The sequence below is a fragment of the Bartonella sp. CM31XJBT genome (assembly GCF_028618555.1).
In the GTDB taxonomy this organism is placed as follows: Bacteria; Pseudomonadota; Alphaproteobacteria; order Rhizobiales; family Rhizobiaceae; genus Bartonella.
Genome location: NZ_JAQITD010000022.1, coordinates 12608 through 30584 on the forward strand (window position 1 = coordinate 12608; position 17977 = coordinate 30584).

The 17977-nt window shown below is 38.3% G+C and carries 7 protein-coding genes, 2 tRNA genes and 3 pseudogenes; 6 read left to right on the forward strand and 6 right to left on the reverse strand.

The annotated features are described in order from the left end of the window. Positions 1–792: 792 nt before the first annotated feature. The 3 genes from PVV63_RS08435 to PVV63_RS08445 form a co-directional block, all read right to left on the reverse strand. The gene (locus tag PVV63_RS08435) at positions 793–3915 is read right to left on the reverse strand and encodes an autotransporter outer membrane beta-barrel domain-containing protein (RefSeq protein ID WP_273791479.1); all 3123 of its coding nucleotides are present in this window, start codon (positions 3913–3915) and stop codon (positions 793–795) included. 391 nt (positions 3916–4306) lie between these two features. Beyond that, positions 4307–4456 carry a hypothetical protein gene (locus tag PVV63_RS08440; RefSeq protein ID WP_273791480.1) on the reverse strand — a complete coding sequence of 50 codons (150 nt, stop codon included), beginning with the start codon at positions 4454–4456 and terminating at the stop codon, positions 4307–4309. A 132-nt stretch (positions 4457–4588) separates the two neighbouring features. Then, positions 4589–11044 carry an autotransporter outer membrane beta-barrel domain-containing protein gene (locus PVV63_RS08445; protein ID WP_273791481.1) on the reverse strand — a complete coding sequence of 2152 codons (6456 nt, stop codon included), beginning with the start codon at positions 11042–11044 and terminating at the stop codon, positions 4589–4591. A 199-nt stretch (positions 11045–11243) separates the two neighbouring features. Between PVV63_RS08445 and PVV63_RS08450 the strand changes: the two genes are divergently transcribed. The 5 genes from PVV63_RS08450 to PVV63_RS08470 all read left to right on the forward strand — a co-directional run bounded on the left by PVV63_RS08450 (position 11244) and on the right by PVV63_RS08470 (position 15090). Next, a complete protein-coding gene (locus PVV63_RS08450) occupies positions 11244–12194 on the forward strand; it encodes a siderophore ABC transporter substrate-binding protein (protein WP_273791482.1) in 951 nt (316 codons plus the stop codon). A gap of 103 nt (positions 12195–12297) precedes the next feature. Beyond that, positions 12298–13254 carry an iron chelate uptake ABC transporter family permease subunit gene (locus PVV63_RS08455; RefSeq protein WP_273791483.1) on the forward strand — a complete coding sequence of 319 codons (957 nt, stop codon included), beginning with the start codon at positions 12298–12300 and terminating at the stop codon, positions 13252–13254. After that, positions 13247–14197: an iron chelate uptake ABC transporter family permease subunit gene (locus PVV63_RS08460; RefSeq protein ID WP_273791484.1), complete on the forward strand. Its 951-nt coding sequence runs from the start codon at positions 13247–13249 to the stop codon at positions 14195–14197. Before PVV63_RS08455 ends, PVV63_RS08460 begins: the two co-directional genes overlap by 8 nt. Beyond that, positions 14194–14952, forward strand: coding sequence for an ABC transporter ATP-binding protein (locus PVV63_RS08465; RefSeq protein ID WP_273791485.1), 759 nt, complete (start codon positions 14194–14196; stop codon positions 14950–14952). Before PVV63_RS08460 ends, PVV63_RS08465 begins: the two co-directional genes overlap by 4 nt. A 64-nt stretch (positions 14953–15016) precedes the next feature. Then, positions 15017–15090, forward strand: a tRNA-Gln gene (locus PVV63_RS08470). 155 nt (positions 15091–15245) lie between these two features. On the opposite strand, the pseudogene PVV63_RS10520 reads toward PVV63_RS08470, so the two are convergent. Both PVV63_RS10520 and PVV63_RS10405 read right to left on the reverse strand, forming a co-directional pair. Beyond that, positions 15246–15445, reverse strand: a pseudogene (locus PVV63_RS10520) (DNA adenine methylase); the annotation flags it as partial. Positions 15446–16999: 1554 nt separating this feature from the next. Further along, positions 17000–17191 (reverse strand): annotated as a pseudogene (locus PVV63_RS10405) (glyoxalase); the annotation flags it as partial. Positions 17192–17649: 458 nt separating this feature from the next. Between PVV63_RS10405 and PVV63_RS08475 the strand changes: the two are divergent. Further along, a tRNA-Gln gene (locus PVV63_RS08475) sits at positions 17650–17723 on the forward strand. 159 nt (positions 17724–17882) lie between these two features. Here the strand turns inward: PVV63_RS08475 and PVV63_RS08480 are convergent. Further along, positions 17883–17977: pseudogene (locus PVV63_RS08480) on the reverse strand (DnaB-like helicase C-terminal domain-containing protein); the annotation flags it as partial.

The window sequence follows — 17977 nt, forward strand, 5'->3', positions numbered from 1 at the left end:
TGCCAAAATTGAGAAACAAGAGTTTACATATGCCTTTTAGGCAATATTCATGGCAAGATAGCCTAATAAAGGGTAAGAACATGTAAAAATCAGTTCCGATTTTACTATCTCCTTTTAATTCAACTTTACAACAGTCGAAAGCATTCAGAGCCGTACTTTTAAAAAGTGAAGATGACACATGACTTCATCCTGTTATTTATCGAATTCCTTTGAAGAAAACATATTTTCCAAAACAATATATCATGGTGTTTCTCATTCACCAATTTTCTCAGATATATCTCATTATTTCCATCCCCATTTCACAACGACAGCGGATATAATATAAAGTTCATCGGATACAGCCCTCATTGCGCCTGAGTAGCATTTTTGTCTTTGCCAATTTCTAATATTGTAAATCCTCTCCTCTTAACATAATTCCCAAAATTATATTGACCCTTTCTTAAATGATTATCCACTTGCCAATCTTACATATAATAGACAAAGGAATGCTTTTTATGGATTCATCATAAGAGCATTGAAAATATTTCAGCGCCCTAAATTAAAAAATATCTTTATAAATCAAAATATTATAAATAATATAATAATCACTCTGAAATACGCATTTTGAAACAATAACGTACAAACTCTTCAGACTTTTCAAAAAAATGAAAGAAGTCCAACCTAAAAGCATATTAAAGATATGCAAAGTCACACTCTCGTAAAAATGCTATAACACAAGATGAATAGAGAATGAGAAAAGCCACAAGTACAACTTGTGGCTTTTTGAAAGATTAATCAAAAACAGGAACAACACTAGAAATGATAACGCAATCCACCTGAAAAACTCGTTCCAGAAAAACCAGCTTTCGTTAGTTTGTGCTGATAAACCAAATCGCCGTAAAGCGCAAATTTTTGAGACAATTGGGCATTAAAACCTAACCCAGTTTCTAATGAAGAACCAAAAGCACCTAGCTGAAAAGCATCTTTAAAATGCACAAATTGTTTTCCTTCAAAACCATGAGCAAGATGAAGCTTGCCATAGAAAGAAATAACTTGAGCCTCATCAGTAGCAACCAGCCTCTTTGTTAAACGCCCCCCAACACGCCCTATCCATTGATGAAGCTTTCCTAAATCAATATCAAAGCCGTCCACATCACGCACCTTATTAAATTGAAGATATTGATAAACAACCTGAACTTGAGGATCAAAAACAAAACCGTCCTCTCCTACCATAAATGTTTTACCAGCAGTCAATGAAGCACTTAAAGGATTTCCCTTTAATGTTGCCGTCTTGCCCCGTGCTGTTGTTAGAACATCACCCTTAAAAAACCCATAAGACACAAGACCATCAACGTAAAAACCTGCATCATGCTGCATACCACCATATGCTGTAACTGACCATTTATCAAATGTACTTTTTTGACTCTGCTCAACATTCAAAGGTTGCAAAGAAAATCTCTCGTAAGCCCCGATAATTCCAAAAGAAGTGGAACCATACGTATTTTCGATTGCTTTCAGCAAAACACCAGCCTCTAGTGCATTATAATCAAACTCGCCGCCATAACCATATTCAAGCGCAGAAAGATTTGAAGCATAACGATGATTGCCGCCATAACCGCTCACAAAAAAGAAAGGATTTTCACGACTTTCTAATAAGCCCCCAGAAGCAATTCGCAAAGCTTCTAATCGCTTATTTTGATTGCTCACATTCATCAAACCAATATGACGTAAGGCATTAGGTAAAAGGAGATAAGTCGGAACCTGCGGAACAACAGCCTTAACGCCCGGCTTAGGACGAGGATGAGGCTCCGGAGCTGGTTCTGGAGAAGGGACTGGACCTGGAATTGGGTCAGGATCTGGTTTAGGTTTAACATCAGAATCTATCGATCTACTTTCAAGGCGAAAATCCCAAAATTCTCCGTTCCCTTCAACTAATCTCTGATCCATACTTGCTTTTCCAAACTCAGATTCTGGACCATAACTATAAAGCTTATACTGATAAGGTAATTTATCTAATGCTACATAACCACCTTCCAACTGAAAAGAATCTTGCTTTGCTTCTCCAGAAACCTGAATGATTGAAATACCTTCAGCATTCCCCCCCTTTCCCGTATATCCTCCTGGACTTCCTGCAACTCCATGCACTTGGAGCTTTGTTTTTCCCGAAACATCACCATGAATTAAAACACGATCAGTCTTTTGATGATCAAGAGCACCACCACTATTCAGGTATGTATTAAGAGAAATAGAGGCACCGCCCTGTGCTTTATAAACTTCACCCTTTCCCTTTCCCACACGAAGGGTTTGATAATCATCAACAGAAGAAGATTCGTGTCTTTTAAAATTAATAGAGCTCTCATCCATAAGACTCACGAGTGAAATAGAAGAATCATGTGCAGCCTCGTGTTGATCTTTTTGCAACGGTTGTTGTAAAATCCATTGAGAATGACCTCCTAAATAAAGCTCAGCATTAGAATTTTTATCAACGTGTGTGCGACCCTCAAGAGTAGAAGCATCCGCCAAAACTGTTATAGAAGCACCTTCCTCAGCTTTTAATAAAAAATTCCCTGAACGAAGAGTGCTGTGTACCAACCCCACCGCACCAGAAATCATGTTTTTACCATAAAGAGCCGCATCGTCTAAAACAGAAAATTCTGTTCTATCCAAATTAACAACTTCTAATCGTGGTGGAACTTTTTCTTCCTCTGATGAAATTTCTTCTTTTTTATCCCCACCTTCACTCCATGGCTTCTCTCCCCGAAAATAGATACCATAAGATCCCGTACCATTTACGGTAACAGAAGAGGATTTCATATTAACTTCAGTCACAGGAATCTTTGAATCAGAATCCTCATTTGATAAATCTTTAACTTCCTGACGAGGAATAGAATTGACTATATTTTCTAATAATATGCCATGGACATCCATAGCACGAATAGTAGTACCCTCTAAATTAACAGCCCCCCCTAAATCCATATGCACAACCGCACGATCCTTACCTTTATCACCCTTCCCAGTAATTTTAACATTCTCGAGATTTACTTTTCCACCTAACATCGAAGAAATCCCATGGCTGTTCATAAAATCAACTGATCCACCTGACATCCAAATTTCTGAATGATCATAACTTAAAAGACTTGCATTCCCATTAGCTGTCTTAATTTCTGTATCTTCTAAAAGAACAAACGATTTCTCTGTTGCATCAACACCCTCATGACTTGCCTTAATCTTTCCATTTTTTACCTCAATCACGCCATCACTCGCACGAAGGGCTATAACTGTATTTTTGATAATCGGATCTTTCAAAACAATCTTACCGTTCTCTAATACATGTACCCCCATTAGAAAAGTTTTATCAGCAACTTGACTACTAACCGTTACATCCTCTCCGCGAACTTCTGTACCTATTCCTTTCACCGTTATAGCAGTAGGATTTTCAGGATAATTGGAAGCGTTCTCATTCGTAATCTTATAAGATTTATTATCAATTTTAGGCTTCCCTTTAGACTCCCCGCAATTATCGCATATATAATACAACCCATTATAGTAATAAAACCCACGCTTTATACCTCTTTCATCAAAGCCTGCATCTTTAACAGAGTTATCTATATGACCATTATTCGATCCCTCCATTCCACTCAACCCACGATAATCACTTCCCCCACGAATACCCTCATCGTTATTGCCAACAGGAATCATATTAGGAGGATAATAATTCTGCCCACTCTCTCCACTAAGGGGAGGCTTATACGCATTACTCCCACTAAGATGAGGACCAGAAGTAACACTAATACTGTTGAGCGGAGTAACAGTTATAACATAAGGTTTACCGCCCCCCTCTGTAGCCGCATAAACTTCTCTTCCATTTTGGAGCAAAGAGAGGATAGCGGTTGTACAAGCACATAAACATACATGATTTCTAAAAACTTTAATCATAGTTCCCTCGAAACTTTCCTTCCCCTCTCATTAAAAACAAAAGCACTTACAAAACACCCCATTGCACACCTCAAAAATACGAAAAGTGTAACAAAAGAACATGCCTCATGCTCATCTGAACTGTGCAATGAATTATCCCAATAAATTTGGCAAAAGCTCTACGCCAAAACCACCTATAAGAGAATAGTTACAAAACACACTTTATGAGTGTATAATGCATTCTGTATTTCGTGTAAAGAAAAAATAAAACCAGTGCGTGCAATTAATTAAAAACACAATCAAACCTTGTGAACTTTAAAAATTAATCCACAAGGAGATGAATGAAACAATGACTTAAATCAGTAGAAAACAAACGCTCAAAAACGAGCTTTAGAAAACATCAAATATTATATTAGATATCAATAACAGTACCAAAAAGGATAACGTAACGCATACCGGTCTGCTGAACGCTTAAAAAGCCGATAAAAGCGAAGCACTCTATCGCATCAGTAGCAGCATAAATTTTAAGAAAATTCGCTTTAGCGGAGAAAAGTGCTCTCATGCATAAAACAAACTATGTCTTTTTTGCTTAATAAAGAAGACGAGATTTTTTAAGAACAACACAAGTTGTTATAAAGAAAAAAGGCAGCACAATGTGCTGCCTTTTCTAAAAAAGTACATAGTGTACCTTATATTAAAACTGATAACGTACTCCTCCGGAAAAACTTGTTCCAGAAAAACCAGCCTTATTAAGCTTATGTTGATAGAGAATATCAGCATGCAGAGAGAACTGTGGCAACAATTTGGCATTAAAACCTAATCCAGCCTCTATAGAGGAACCAAAAGCTCCTAACTTGAAAGCATCATTGAAATGCACAGACTGTTTTCCTTCAAAACCATGAGCAAGATAAAGCTTACCATAGAAAGCAATAGCATTCACGCCTTCAGAACCTGTAGGAATCTTGGTTAAGCGTCCACCAACACGTGCTACCCACTGATTAAGGTTACCCATTTCAATATCAAAATTGTCAATATCACGAGCTTTATTAAACTGGAGATGTTGATACACAACCTGAACCTGCGGATCAAAGACAAAACCCTTATATCCTGTCGCAATTGTCTGACCACCAGCTAAAGAAACACTCAAAGGATTACCTTTTAATGTTGCTGTTTTACCCCGTGCAAGGGTGAGAACATCACCTTTGAACAGACCATAGGATAAAAGACCGTCGACATAGAAGCCAGCATTATGCTGCATGCTACCATATACCGTAGCAGTCCATTTATCAAATGCACTCTTCTGGCTTTGCTCAACATTCAAAGGCTGCAGAGAAAGTTTTCCATAAGTTCCCATAACGCCAAAGGATATAGCACTGTCAGCATTTTCAATAGTTTGCAGCAGAACACCTGCCTCTACACCATTATAACTAAGATCGCCGTCGTAACCATATTCAAGTGCGGAAAGATCTGAAGCATAACGGTAACTTCCACCATAGCCGCGCAAGTATAAAGCGGGATTTTCACGAACCTCTACCATTCCTGTAGAAGTCATCCGCAACGTCTCCAATTGCTTATTTTGATTGCTAATATCCATCAAACCAGCGTGGAATACGCTATTAGGCAAGACAAGATAAGTTGGAACCTGTGGAACAACAGACCTTACAAATTGTTCAGGAAGGGCAGCAGATCCAACAGACTTAACATACTGATTTTCTAGACGGAAGTTCCAAAATTCTCCACCATCCTTAACAAATTTCTGCTGAACATGCTCCTGTTTCGAAGTCGCTTCTGGACCATAAGCACGAAGAGTATATTTGTAAGGTGAGTTTCTCAGTGCAACATAATTGCCATCGAGTTGGAAAGAGTCTTTCTTTGCTTGACCATAGACCTGAATAATTGAAACAGTATGAGCAATCTTGGCATTCGCTTTACCATCTCCTACATTGCCCGCATCACCTCGTACATGTATTTTTGTTTTTCCAGAAACATCACCATGAATTACAAGCCGATCAGTGACTTGCTGATTACTCGGATCATGAGGATTTAAACGTGCATTGAGATGAATTGCAGCATTACCCTGTGCCGCATAAACTGTTCCTTTCCCATTTCCAATATGGAGAGTCTGATATTTTCCTTCAGATTCCGAAGATGCAAAATCAATAGTACTATTTACAAGACTTACAGAAGAAACGCATGAATCCACACATCCTAAATCTGGAGTACCCAAATTCCTCTGTGCACTTCTTTTTAGAATCCACTCTGATTGATTAATTAAATCTAATTTTGCATAAGAACTTTTATCAACGCGAACATCGCCTTTAACAATAGAACTATCAACCAAAACCGATATATTGGAATCATTGTCAGCCTTCAACAATAAGTCACCAACAAGAGTTGTTTTATTTTCTACTGAAACATGACCACCAGAATTATTACCATAGATCGCTATACCACTTGCAACTTCAAAATCAGTTTTTTTCAACGAAACTGTCCCTGTTATGCCTACAAGCGTTTTTTCCTGTTTGGATACAGTACTCCGCTTAACAACAATTGCTTTCTCAGTTGCTAAATCCTCACTCCGATTTTGTTGACTCGCTTCTTTCTGTATTCCCCCATCAAAATATATACCATAGGTTCCATCACCTTCCACTGTAACAATAGAAGACTCGATATTTGCATGATTCGTAGTAGGACGAACCTCAGAAGATCTCCTTCTCCTAGAAGAGCCGGTCTCAACCACATTATCATCAGACTTCATAATCCACAAAGCATGAGCATCAGTCACAACATTCCCATTCTTAAAATCAACAGAAGCATTATCACTCAACAGAAAAGCTGCACGCCCAAAGCTATCTGCGGAATCTAACTTACCCTGTCCTTTTTTCGCAGTAATATTAACTTTGTCTAACTCAACGCTTCCCCCAGCTTCTGACCTCACAGCCACTCCTTTTGCCAAAGTAATAGCCCCAGAGTCCATAGACACCTTACCAGCCAGACTTACCAAACCAGCCGCAGCCAAATCCCCTGTTACGTTAATTTTCGTATCCTTTAAATTAACAGATGATCCAGAACCCGCCAAAGCGCCCACATAAAGCGCATCAACTGTCCCATCATTCATCGTAACCTTCCCACCACTTTGCGCTTCAAGCCCAATCACAGAAGATTGGATTTTCGATTTCTTATCCAAAATAACTTCTGCTTTATCTTCTGCAAGCACAGCACTCACGAGCTTTGATATAGTAAAATCAACATTATTTTTACTATTAGAAGAATCCGCACCACTAACAGTAGTACCCTCTAACTTGATAACTGTATTCGGATTTCCTGCATGCATAGAATGTTGAGTTGCCTCACTTGCCTTCAGTGTCTTCCCTGTTATTGTCCGCGATTTACCATCTCTACACAAATAAGAAGTCTGTGATCCCCTCTCACTATTATTATTCTCCGTATCACCACATGTAGAAGAAATCGTTTCCTTACCAGAATTATTAAGCACAAGAACACGTCCAACAGGTCCACTAGAAGATGCAACAGGCTTTACAGAAACCTTAGAAGAAGGCTTTATGGAAGCAGTTGAATTTAGACTAGAAGATGCAACAGGCTTTACAGAAACCTCAGAAGAAGGCTTTATGGAAGCTGCTGATTTTATAGATGGAATCTTATTCGATATAGTGTGCCCAGATGATAGAGAAATCCCATCTGTCGATATCACAGAAATCCCACCTCGATCAGATCTCGCTGCTGAATCAGCTCCTAAAGATATTAAATTTAACGAACTTCTACCTCTAGATGAAGGAGATAAATTGGATGAAACAGTATATACGCTATGCCCAGATGTCCCCGATCTTGCAAGATTATTAGATGCGCCCCTCTCAGATACAGCAGAAGCAACAGGAGACGTAGTAGGAGAAGGACGAGACGTTACAGTTTCAGATGTTCCAGCCCTCCCCTGATCAGTAGATGCTCCCCCCTCAGATACAGCAGAAGCAACAGAAGGCGTAGTAGAAGAAGGAACAGACGTTACAGTTTCAGATGTTCCAGCACCACCCTGATCAGTAGATGCGCCCCCCTCAGATACAGTCGAAATAATAGAAGATGTAGTAGGAGAAGGAAGAGGCGTTACAGCTTCAGATGCTTCACTCTCTACATCATAGTATCCATCATATCCACCTTCTGTATGGTCTGCATCATCTGTCTCAGTTTGATGAACTACAGAATTCACACCAACCGTATCAGAAGTACTATAGCCTACTATATCATATTCCGCTTCATTCTGACTAACTCTTTGACTGGAATCAACATCAAGAAGGGAAATACCTACACTTCCATCTGTTGTATACAGTCCTTCATAATATCTCAAATCTCCCCCCAAAATATAAGGATCCGTCCCCCTATTATTTTCATCAACACTCCCCCCAGTTGTCAAAATATGTAGAGAAGTAGGTAAAGGATTTGATATTGTAGAAGGTGTATTTCCAGCCTCTCCATGATTTATATCACTTGTACCAGATCTCCCAAGTAATATGGGGGCCCCATTCGTATTAGAAGCAATAACTTGATTAGGTGGTGTAGATTCAGAAGTTCTAGATGGAAGAGTTGATCCTACAGAAGAATTATTTACCTCACTTTCCAAAGTTTCACGAGGTCGCACGGAAGGAGCATTTACTTCCTCCCCCTCCCTATTGTCACCTAAGAAAGAAAGAGAACTATGCTCATAAGGCAATTTTTTATCTTCTAAACGAAAATCCCAAACATCTTTACTGCCCTTAACCAAAGCCGTATCAAAATACTGCATGTTAGAAGGAATAGTTGGACCGTAAGCACGAAGAACATACTGATAAGGAGTTCCGAGCGTAACATAATCATTATCTAAACTAAAAGAGTTTTTTTCTGCCTTTCCAAAAACTTGAATAAGTGAAATACTATACCCCTTATTATTGTTATTGTCCGGCCCCCAACCTACTCCTTGTACTTTCGTCTTTACCTTAGTTCTCCCAGAAACATCACCATGAATCAACAGTCTATCAGAATTTCGACCAATAACCTTACCAGATACATCTACGGCCTTACCAGATACATCTACATTGAACTGAATTGTAGAAGTTCCCTCAGCACTGTAAACAGTTCCCTTTCCTTTTCCGATGCGAAGAGTTCGATATTCAGTAATAGCCTTTCTACCGTTAGAACCCTCACTATTTAACCTCTTTTGTGAAGTAAAAAATGTAATATTACTATCTTGAAGACTCACAGATGAAATACATGAATCTATACAATGCCGACCGGCATCTTCTGAATCTTCGTAGGAACTTTTTGTTACCTGCCATTCTGCTCCATTGGATAAAAAAAGCTTAGCATGAGATTTATCATCAAAACGAGTAGCACCTGCAATGGTAGAGCCGTTAGCAAAAACGGATAAATCAGCATTTTTAGCTTTCAACAAAAGAGCACCTGAAATTTCCGATGCATCTTGTAAAAAAACGTAACCTTTTAAACCATCACCGTAAATAGCGATACCCTCTGGAACTGTGAGAGAAGTCTTTTCTAAAAGAACCCCATGTAGCAAGGAATCCATGCCCTGTGCCCTAGTACCGTACTGTGCCCCATTACCCCGATAATCAAAATCTATACCATAAGACTTTTTACCTAGAATTTTAATAGATGAAGATTTTATAACAGCATTTAAACTCAATAAATTAGAGAAAGGATCAGAGCCAAGAACAGCCTCGCTCTGTATTTTAGCCTTGTAAACAGAAGAAGAAATATCACGAAAAGCTTTGGAAAAACTAGAAGAACGCAAATAAGCAGGTTGACTATTCTCTCTATCTTCAAAATCAAAAGAATCAGTGCCTATATCTTGGCTATCTTCTTGCATATTTCGTACAATATTACTTGGAAAATTTGGACCAATCTGCAAAAAAACAGTATTGGGAATCTCAAAATTCCCTTTGTTAAGCGAAATATAACCGTCACGTGATAGGAAAGCAATGCGCCCAACACCTTGAGAAGAATCATCTCTATCAGAATCTTCCGCCCCCACCTGCTCTTCACTCCTCTCCTCTCCCTGTATCTGTGCCGCACTATTTACTGGTTTTTGAGTTTTAACACCTTCTTGAATTTTAACACCATCCAATAGAACAATTCCCATATCTGAAGCGATAACCCCTACCGTTGTATCTCCTAAAGAAAGTGTTCCTCCTTTCATCTCTATTAAAGATTTATTATCACTCCACAGACCAATTATATCTGCTTTAACATTTGCATTTTCCAAAAGAATCACACCTTGTTTTGAAGCCATAGCATTCACATAACTGCTGTGAAGGGAACCACTATTCATAGTAACCTTTCCATAACTAGAAGCTCCAATCCCATAAGCAAATCCTTCAACCCTTGTATTTTTCAAATTAATCTCAGCGCCAAATTGAGACTTACCATCCGCAAATACAGAGCCCATACCCTCACCCTGAAACAGAATTTTATTGTTAACCACCTTAATATCTCTGCCTTCTTCAGCAATCACGGATATCCCAGATACATTAATCACTGTAGACGAAGGACCTGTTACATATATAGCACGTTCATATATTCCTGCTTTAAGCTGAATCTGACCACCACCTGCTTGTTCAAGTTTATGCGTAGCACCATCATTACAGAAAATAGAGGCTCCAGACGAAGATTCTGGGGCCGAAGAACAAGGCGGTGACAATGTTGGTATTGATTCTACTACAGCCCTTGGTTGGACAGAGCCACTGCCAGTGCCGCCAGGAACACCGCCAACGCCAACGCCGCCAGGAACACCGCCAACGCCAACGCCGCCAGGAACACCGCCAACGCCAACGCCGCCAGGAACACCAGCGCCACCAAGTCCACCAGCACCACCAAGTCCACCAGCACCACCAAGTCCACCAGTACCACCAGCACCAACGCCGTCAAGGGCACCACTAGCTACTCGTGGTGCGGGAGATGCGGGGGCTTCTGCTACTTTAGGTTCAGGAGATTTAGCAGATCCTGATGAACGTCCCCAACTTGTCAGATATGAGAGTCCAGTTGACAACCAAGTTTGCCCCATAGAAGCATCTACACCTTGTAAAAAGAAGAAAGCACTTGTTGTCAGTGCGTACAAACGTGTACGCTTTTTAAATACATTGATCATATGTCAAACTTTCTAAATAATGTTGCAAAAACACTAGAATTAAGTGAAAATGAGGTAAGTGAACAATTTGTAACATATGTAAGTCAACTTTACAACATAGTGTTATTTATTTACGCTTCATTTTGTGCATAAAGATACCTAAGTTAAGGTTTTTAATTGCACAACCCCTTGTAATATCAGATAAAAGGATAAAATCACGATGATAAAATATATGAAATGGATGACTTCTGTTTTACTGGTTGCCATCAGCTTTGCAACGGTTTTGTGGACTCATACGAGTATTGCAAATACCAGTACCCAGACAAATGTAACGATTGATCATGTTTCAGGCACGACTTCTGTTCCCGCTTCTCCGCAAAAGGTTGTTGTGTTTGATCTTGCTTCGCTAGATAATATGAATCGCCTTGGTATCAAAGCCGTTATCGGCCTTCCTGAAGGAAAAAAACCTTCCTATCTGCAACAATTTGATGATGCAAAATATGAAAGAATTGGAACCGTTTTTGAACCAGATTATGAAAAAATTGCCACTCTTCAACCCGATTTGATTATTATTTCCTCCAGAACTCAAGCAAAATATAAAGATTTATCCAAAATAGCTCCAACAATTGATCTAACAGTAGAAAACGAAAATTCTCTTGAAGATATTAAACGAAATGTGTCTATCCTTGGAAAAATTTTTGGCAAAACACAAGAAGCAGAACAGGAAATTGCAAAACTCAATGAAGCTTTTGCTGAAGTCCGTAAAAATACCCAAGGAAAAGGCACTGGGCTCATACTCATGACTTCTGGTGGAAAAATCAGTGCTTTCGGACCAAAATCACGTTTCGATATTTTTCACTCCGCTTTTGGAATTGCCCCTGCAACCGATAAACTTACCGTGCAAAAACATGGACAACTCATTTCTCCTGAATTCATTCTTGAAACCAATCCTGATTGGTTGTTAGTGATTGATCGCGATGCAGCCATTGGACGGGAAGGACAATCCGCAGCACAATTGCTCAACAATGAGCTTGTTCACCGCACAACAGCGAGCAAACAAAACCAAATTATTTATTTGGACTCTTGGAGCTGGTATCGTGCAAATGGTGGTTTAACGGCACTCATTGAAACCGCACAGCAGATCAATGAAGCCTTTACAAAGAGCAAATAAGCGTACAAAAGAGCTTGCTTGCTATATAAATAAAATTTAAAAGCAGAGGTTGTTTATTAAGCAGTCTTTGCTTTTTTTAGATTTTGTTAGAAAATGATTTAACGTGAAGAATTACTGGATAACCATAACACTTCTAATTTTCCTGTCGATCCTCAGCATTTTTGTTGGTTATTCTGATGTCACACCTTCTGACCTATTCGCAGCCGATCCCCATGCGTGGCTTATCTTTTGGCAAACACGTCTTCCTCGTACCATTGCAATCCTTTTAGTAGGCGCAGCACTTGCACTTTCAGGCATGATTATGCAACTATTGACACGCAATCGCTTTGTCGAGCCATCAACCACTGGAACCATTGAATCTGCTTCCCTTGGCATTCTTTTTATTATGATTTTTTTACCCGATATTCCTGTTTTAGGAAAAATGGTCGTTGCGACAATTTTTGCCATGGCAGGCACTTTACTTTTTATGTTTTTATTGCGACGCATTCCTCTAAAATCTGCTCTCATTGTACCCCTTACAGGGATTATGCTAAGCTATATTATTGGCTCTTTAACCAATGCCATTGCAGATTATGAAATGTTACTCCCTTCTCTTCAAGCTTACTTATTTGGCAGTTTTGCGATGGTTCTTGAAGGAAAATATGAGCTCTTATGGTTATCCCTTCCCCTTTGTATTCTAGCCTATTGTACTGCTGATCGCTTTACGGTTGCAAGTTTGGGAGAAGATTTAACCAACAACCTTGGATTGAATTATCGTGTTGTCATGTTTTTTGGTCTTTTTATTGTCGCCTCAATCACTGCTGTTGTTGTCTGTACCATTGGCCGTATTCCTTTTGTTGGGTTGATTATTCCAAATATTGTTTCAAGTTTCATGGGAGATAATATGCGCTATACCGCTCCTTGGGTGGCCATCAGCGGTGCAGGATTGGTCTTGATTTGTGATCTTTTAGGACGAATAATTCATCCCTCTCTTGAAATTCCCATCAGCACCATAATGGGTGTAATCGGTAGTTTTATTTTTATGATACTGCTTTTACGCTGGAGAAAGCGTCTTGGATAGAAGAAGAAAAACAATATGTGTACTAACAACACTTATCATCATAGCATGTACTATCATTAGTCTTTACATGACATGGAATATCAATGTTTATACATGGAAATTTCGTCTTACAAAACTTTCCTCTCTGCTTCTTATTGCCTACGCAATAAGCGTTTCTACGGTTTTATTTCAAACAATCGTTAATAACCGTCTTCTTACCCCTTCAATTATGGGATTTGATCAGCTTTATATTTTAATAAAGACTGCCCTAATGTATTTTGTAGGCTCTCTTTCTTTACCCTTTTTGAATGAAGAAGGACAGCTTGTTCTTGAAGCCCTCATTCTTATTCTTTTTTCAATAAGCCTTTTTCGCTGGCTCTTTTCAGGAAGCCTAAAAGGGCTTCATTTGACGCTTTTAATCGGTGTTGTTTTAGGCGGCTTTTTTTTCAGTTTACGGATGTTTATGCAATTGCAACTAAATCCAGACCAAATGATGAATTTAACGGATATTATGTTTGCAAATTTTAATAAATTCAATACACCATTAATAAGCTTTGCCACAATCATTGTTTTCATTGTGAGTCTGATTGGATGGCATTCCCGTCATCTTCTTGATATTTTGGCTTTGGGACGTGAAAATGCCCTCAATCTTGGCGTTAATTACCACAAAAGTGCGACAGCTGTCCTTATTTTTGTTTCCATTCTCGTATCCATTTCCACCGCATTAGTAGGCCCCGTCGCCTTTTTTGGACTGTTAGTTGCCAACCTTTCCTATGAACTTTCTCCTCAAGCAAAACACAGTGTTGTTGTGCCGATTGCAATATTGTTAGCGATTATTTGTTTGGTGGGGGGACAATTTATTTTAGAACAAATTTTTCATATGGCAGGGCGTTTAAGTTTTATCATTGAGTTTTGTGGGGGTATTGTTTTCTTAATGTTACTGATGAAGGGAAAACTAAAATGATTGAGATCAATCATCTTTCCAAGGCTTACGGAGCACGATTGATTATCGATAATTTATGCCTTCATCTTCCAAAAGGGGGGATTATTTCTCTCATTGGGCCCAATGGTTCCGGAAAATCAACTCTTTTAATGCTGATAAGACGTCTTTTGCCACACCATAATGGTACAATTCATATCGACGGCTTTGATATTGATAAAATGCCCCACGATATTTTGGCTCAAAAACTCTCAATTCTGCGTCAAGAAAATCCTTTGTCTTTTCGCTTAACCGTGTACGATTTAGTAAGTTTCGGACGCTATCCTTATTCAAAAGGCTGGTATACACATGAAGATAAACAATTTATCGACAGTGCGCTACGCTATCTCGGCTTACAAGATTTAAAAGACCGTTTTTTAGATGAGCTTTCTGGCGGTCAGCGTCAACGCGCTTTTATAGCCATGGTTATCTGCCAAGACACTGATTATCTTCTTTTAGATGAACCATTAAACAATCTGGATATGAAACATGCCGTTTCTATGATGAAGCAGTTACGCCGCACAGCTGATGAACTGAAAAAAACCATTCTTATTGTTATGCACGATATTAATTTTGCCTCATCTTACTCAGATATGATTGTTGCATTGAAAAATGGGAAAGCGGCCTATTGTGGGACTCCAAAAGAAATTATGCAACCAAAAATTCTTAAAGACATTTATGATGTCGATATTCAAATCAAAACAATTAATGACATCCCTATCGCTCTTTATTATCGATAATCATAAAGATTTTTTGCGCTTGCATGCACTATAGAATCTGCTAGGGATAGTAAAATTGGCTTATTGGGGAATAGTTTAATGGTAGAACAGCGGACTTTGACTTCGTCAATCTTGGTTCGAATCCAAGTTCCCCAGCCAGTATTTAATGCCAGCCAGTATTTAATGATTGTAGCTTGTCATCGGGTTTTGTATAATTTGAAAGCAGGTTTTGCATCAATTTATTTTTTTCAAAGGATCTTCAAAAACGTTCACGGGTTATTTAAAATCCCTTTAATGCATATTTTTCTCTTCCTCTAAAAATTGCAATTTGAGATGATAAGCTCTTGAGCCGGTGCGGATTCTTTGAACCACATGTATAAGATGTGCCAACCTCTTTTATCTTAAATTGGCTAAAGATTTTTCGGATCTGAGGCACATCATTGACTTTCCCTTTAATTGCACAAGCAAAGCAAACATCGTCTGGTAATCCTCTCGCAAATAAATCCTTTCCATAGTAATACACGTATATCTGGCTATGTTTATGGGAACGCCTTATCTAATAGCTATAAACCTATCTAAAGAGAATTCAAAAAAAGAAAGCCGTGCCAAATGATATGACGCGGCTTTCAGATATTGATTATAAGATTCGAATGAATCATCCACAATGGAGTAATGAATGCATATATACAAAACGTATCATATTGCAAGTGCTCTATTAGAAATATGAAAACTTATCAAAAGAAACGTAAATGATAGCTATGATTTTGATATCATTCATTAGCATTATAGAGCCTATAAAAGCTTAGTAACTTTATCAATCCAATCAAAAGAAAATGCATCTTAAATGAATGTTTTCTCAATAAGGCTTTCATAAGTATCTTTTCATTTTGCACTCAAATGTAACTTCTTTGCAAATTAACCAGCTCAAATTTGAGTTGGCAAAATCAACCAATCCAATTTTGGAGGCATTATCTTTAGAATAGAGTCATCTTTAAACATTATAGCTTTTGACTCAAAATTGAATAAAATCCCATGCCTTAGATGTTACAATGGTTTTGAATTTTGCTGCCTCATCTTTTTTTCAATAGGTGCCCCCCAATTTGGGGGGAGCTCATTTGGTTTCGTATTTTTAAACTGTAACTTTTAAAACGTTTTTTGCTCGCTTGCTTGCGTTATATCATTAAAAGGTTTTCAGTTTCATAAGACATAACATTGTGATTTTCATTCTATATTGTGATGATAGTATCCATATAATGCCTGCCTATCATTTACTAACTTTTTAGTAAGCGTTTTTAAAAACGATCTTGTCTTTAAATTCTTTTATGCAATCTTTATGAACTCAATCCATAAGCTTATGATAGTTTCAAACGATTATTCCTTTTAAGGTTGCACTCAAATAAAGAGCAAAACACATCCCATTCTTAAATGTATACAATTTATGTTATCGATAATTCCAAACGACTGAAATTTAAAACAATGTGATTTGTGCTGTGATAAAAACGTATCATAAAATTTATGACCTGTTATGAATGATAACCGCTTTTCATTTCATTTGAATGCACCCATGCGTTATAATATTTGCATCATGATTTGCTTTTTATGGTCTATTCATCCATGGCAATCTTATATAAAAAATGATCAATTCAAACATGCATAAAAGTATGGATTCTTAAGTGGGTTCATACAAAATAACTGCACTTAATGTATTGATTTTATTAGTTTTTATGTACAATACCTTTTTAACTTCATAAAGATATCAATTTCCTTATAAAGAATATTCCTCCCATTCCAACAAAAGACTCCACATAAGGCGATGAGGGATAGCTTCTATGATTTACAGGTACTGATCACTGGCCATGCAATAACGCCGACTGATGTCCAAGCCAATGAGGCCGCCTGTGGGAACAGGCAAGTTGTGGGGCTGAATATAATGGAACAGCACCGAACAGATAATCCACGCGTCGTAAGTAAGCCTCTTAGCGTGCATAGCTTATAGGTTTTGGAAACAGACAATTATTATAATTCAGGTATTATAATTCAGACGATTAAACATCGGATCTCAGGCTTTTTAATCCAGTGGACAAACACGAATAATGTGTCCGTCCGGATCTTTGATTAGGAAGGTACGTCCAAATACATCAGTATACGGTTCCTTCAAAACATTTATCTCAACAGTGGTTTGCTCTTTCCATTCCGCATAGAGCTTATCTACATCCTCTCCCTTAGGCAACATAATGCCGATTTCTGAAAAACGAGGTGCATTTTCCTCAGGCGTATCGCCCCCAGATCAGAGAGCAAAGAGTGCATCCCCCGAAAAAACAAATGCAACATAGCGTGGCAAAGTAAACACAGGTTCTTTCTTGAAGATGAATTTGTAAAAAGCGGTAGAATATTCTACATTTGAGACATATACCAACTGTAGGTTTGGGGGAACAGGATAAGTGGAAATATTACTCATTAATTCTCCATGATTTAGTAGCTGTCTTTTAACAAAGTATGCCTATATAGAGAATATTTCAACAAGAGTTTGTGATGCTTCCGTTCACGGTGTGCTCTATTTATATGTGTTTATTCGCTTATTGCTATATGCTAAAACATTGAGACCGCCACTACTGGGATTATAATGATATCCCTATCGCTCTTTATTATTGATAATCTAAAGATTTTTTGCACTTGCCTACACTATAGAATCTGCTAGAAATGGTAAAATTGGCTTATTGGGGAATAGTTTAATGGTAGAACAGCGGACTCTGACTCCGTCAATCTTGGTTCGAATCCAAGTTCCCCAGCCAGTTGTATGTATGTAGCTTGCCTGTTGTAGCTTGCCAGCGGGTTTTGTATATTTTGACACTAGGTTTTGTACCAATTCATTTTTTTTCAAAGAGTTTTAAAGGGTCTTCAAAGACCTTTCAAAGGGTATTTAAAGCTCTCTTTAACGCATTTTTCTGCTCCTATTTTTCCAGATCACTAAAGCATGTAAAGTCGGATTGAAAGGCAAGGGGGACGATTCCTGTCGGACCATGGCGTTGTTTTGCTATAATAACCT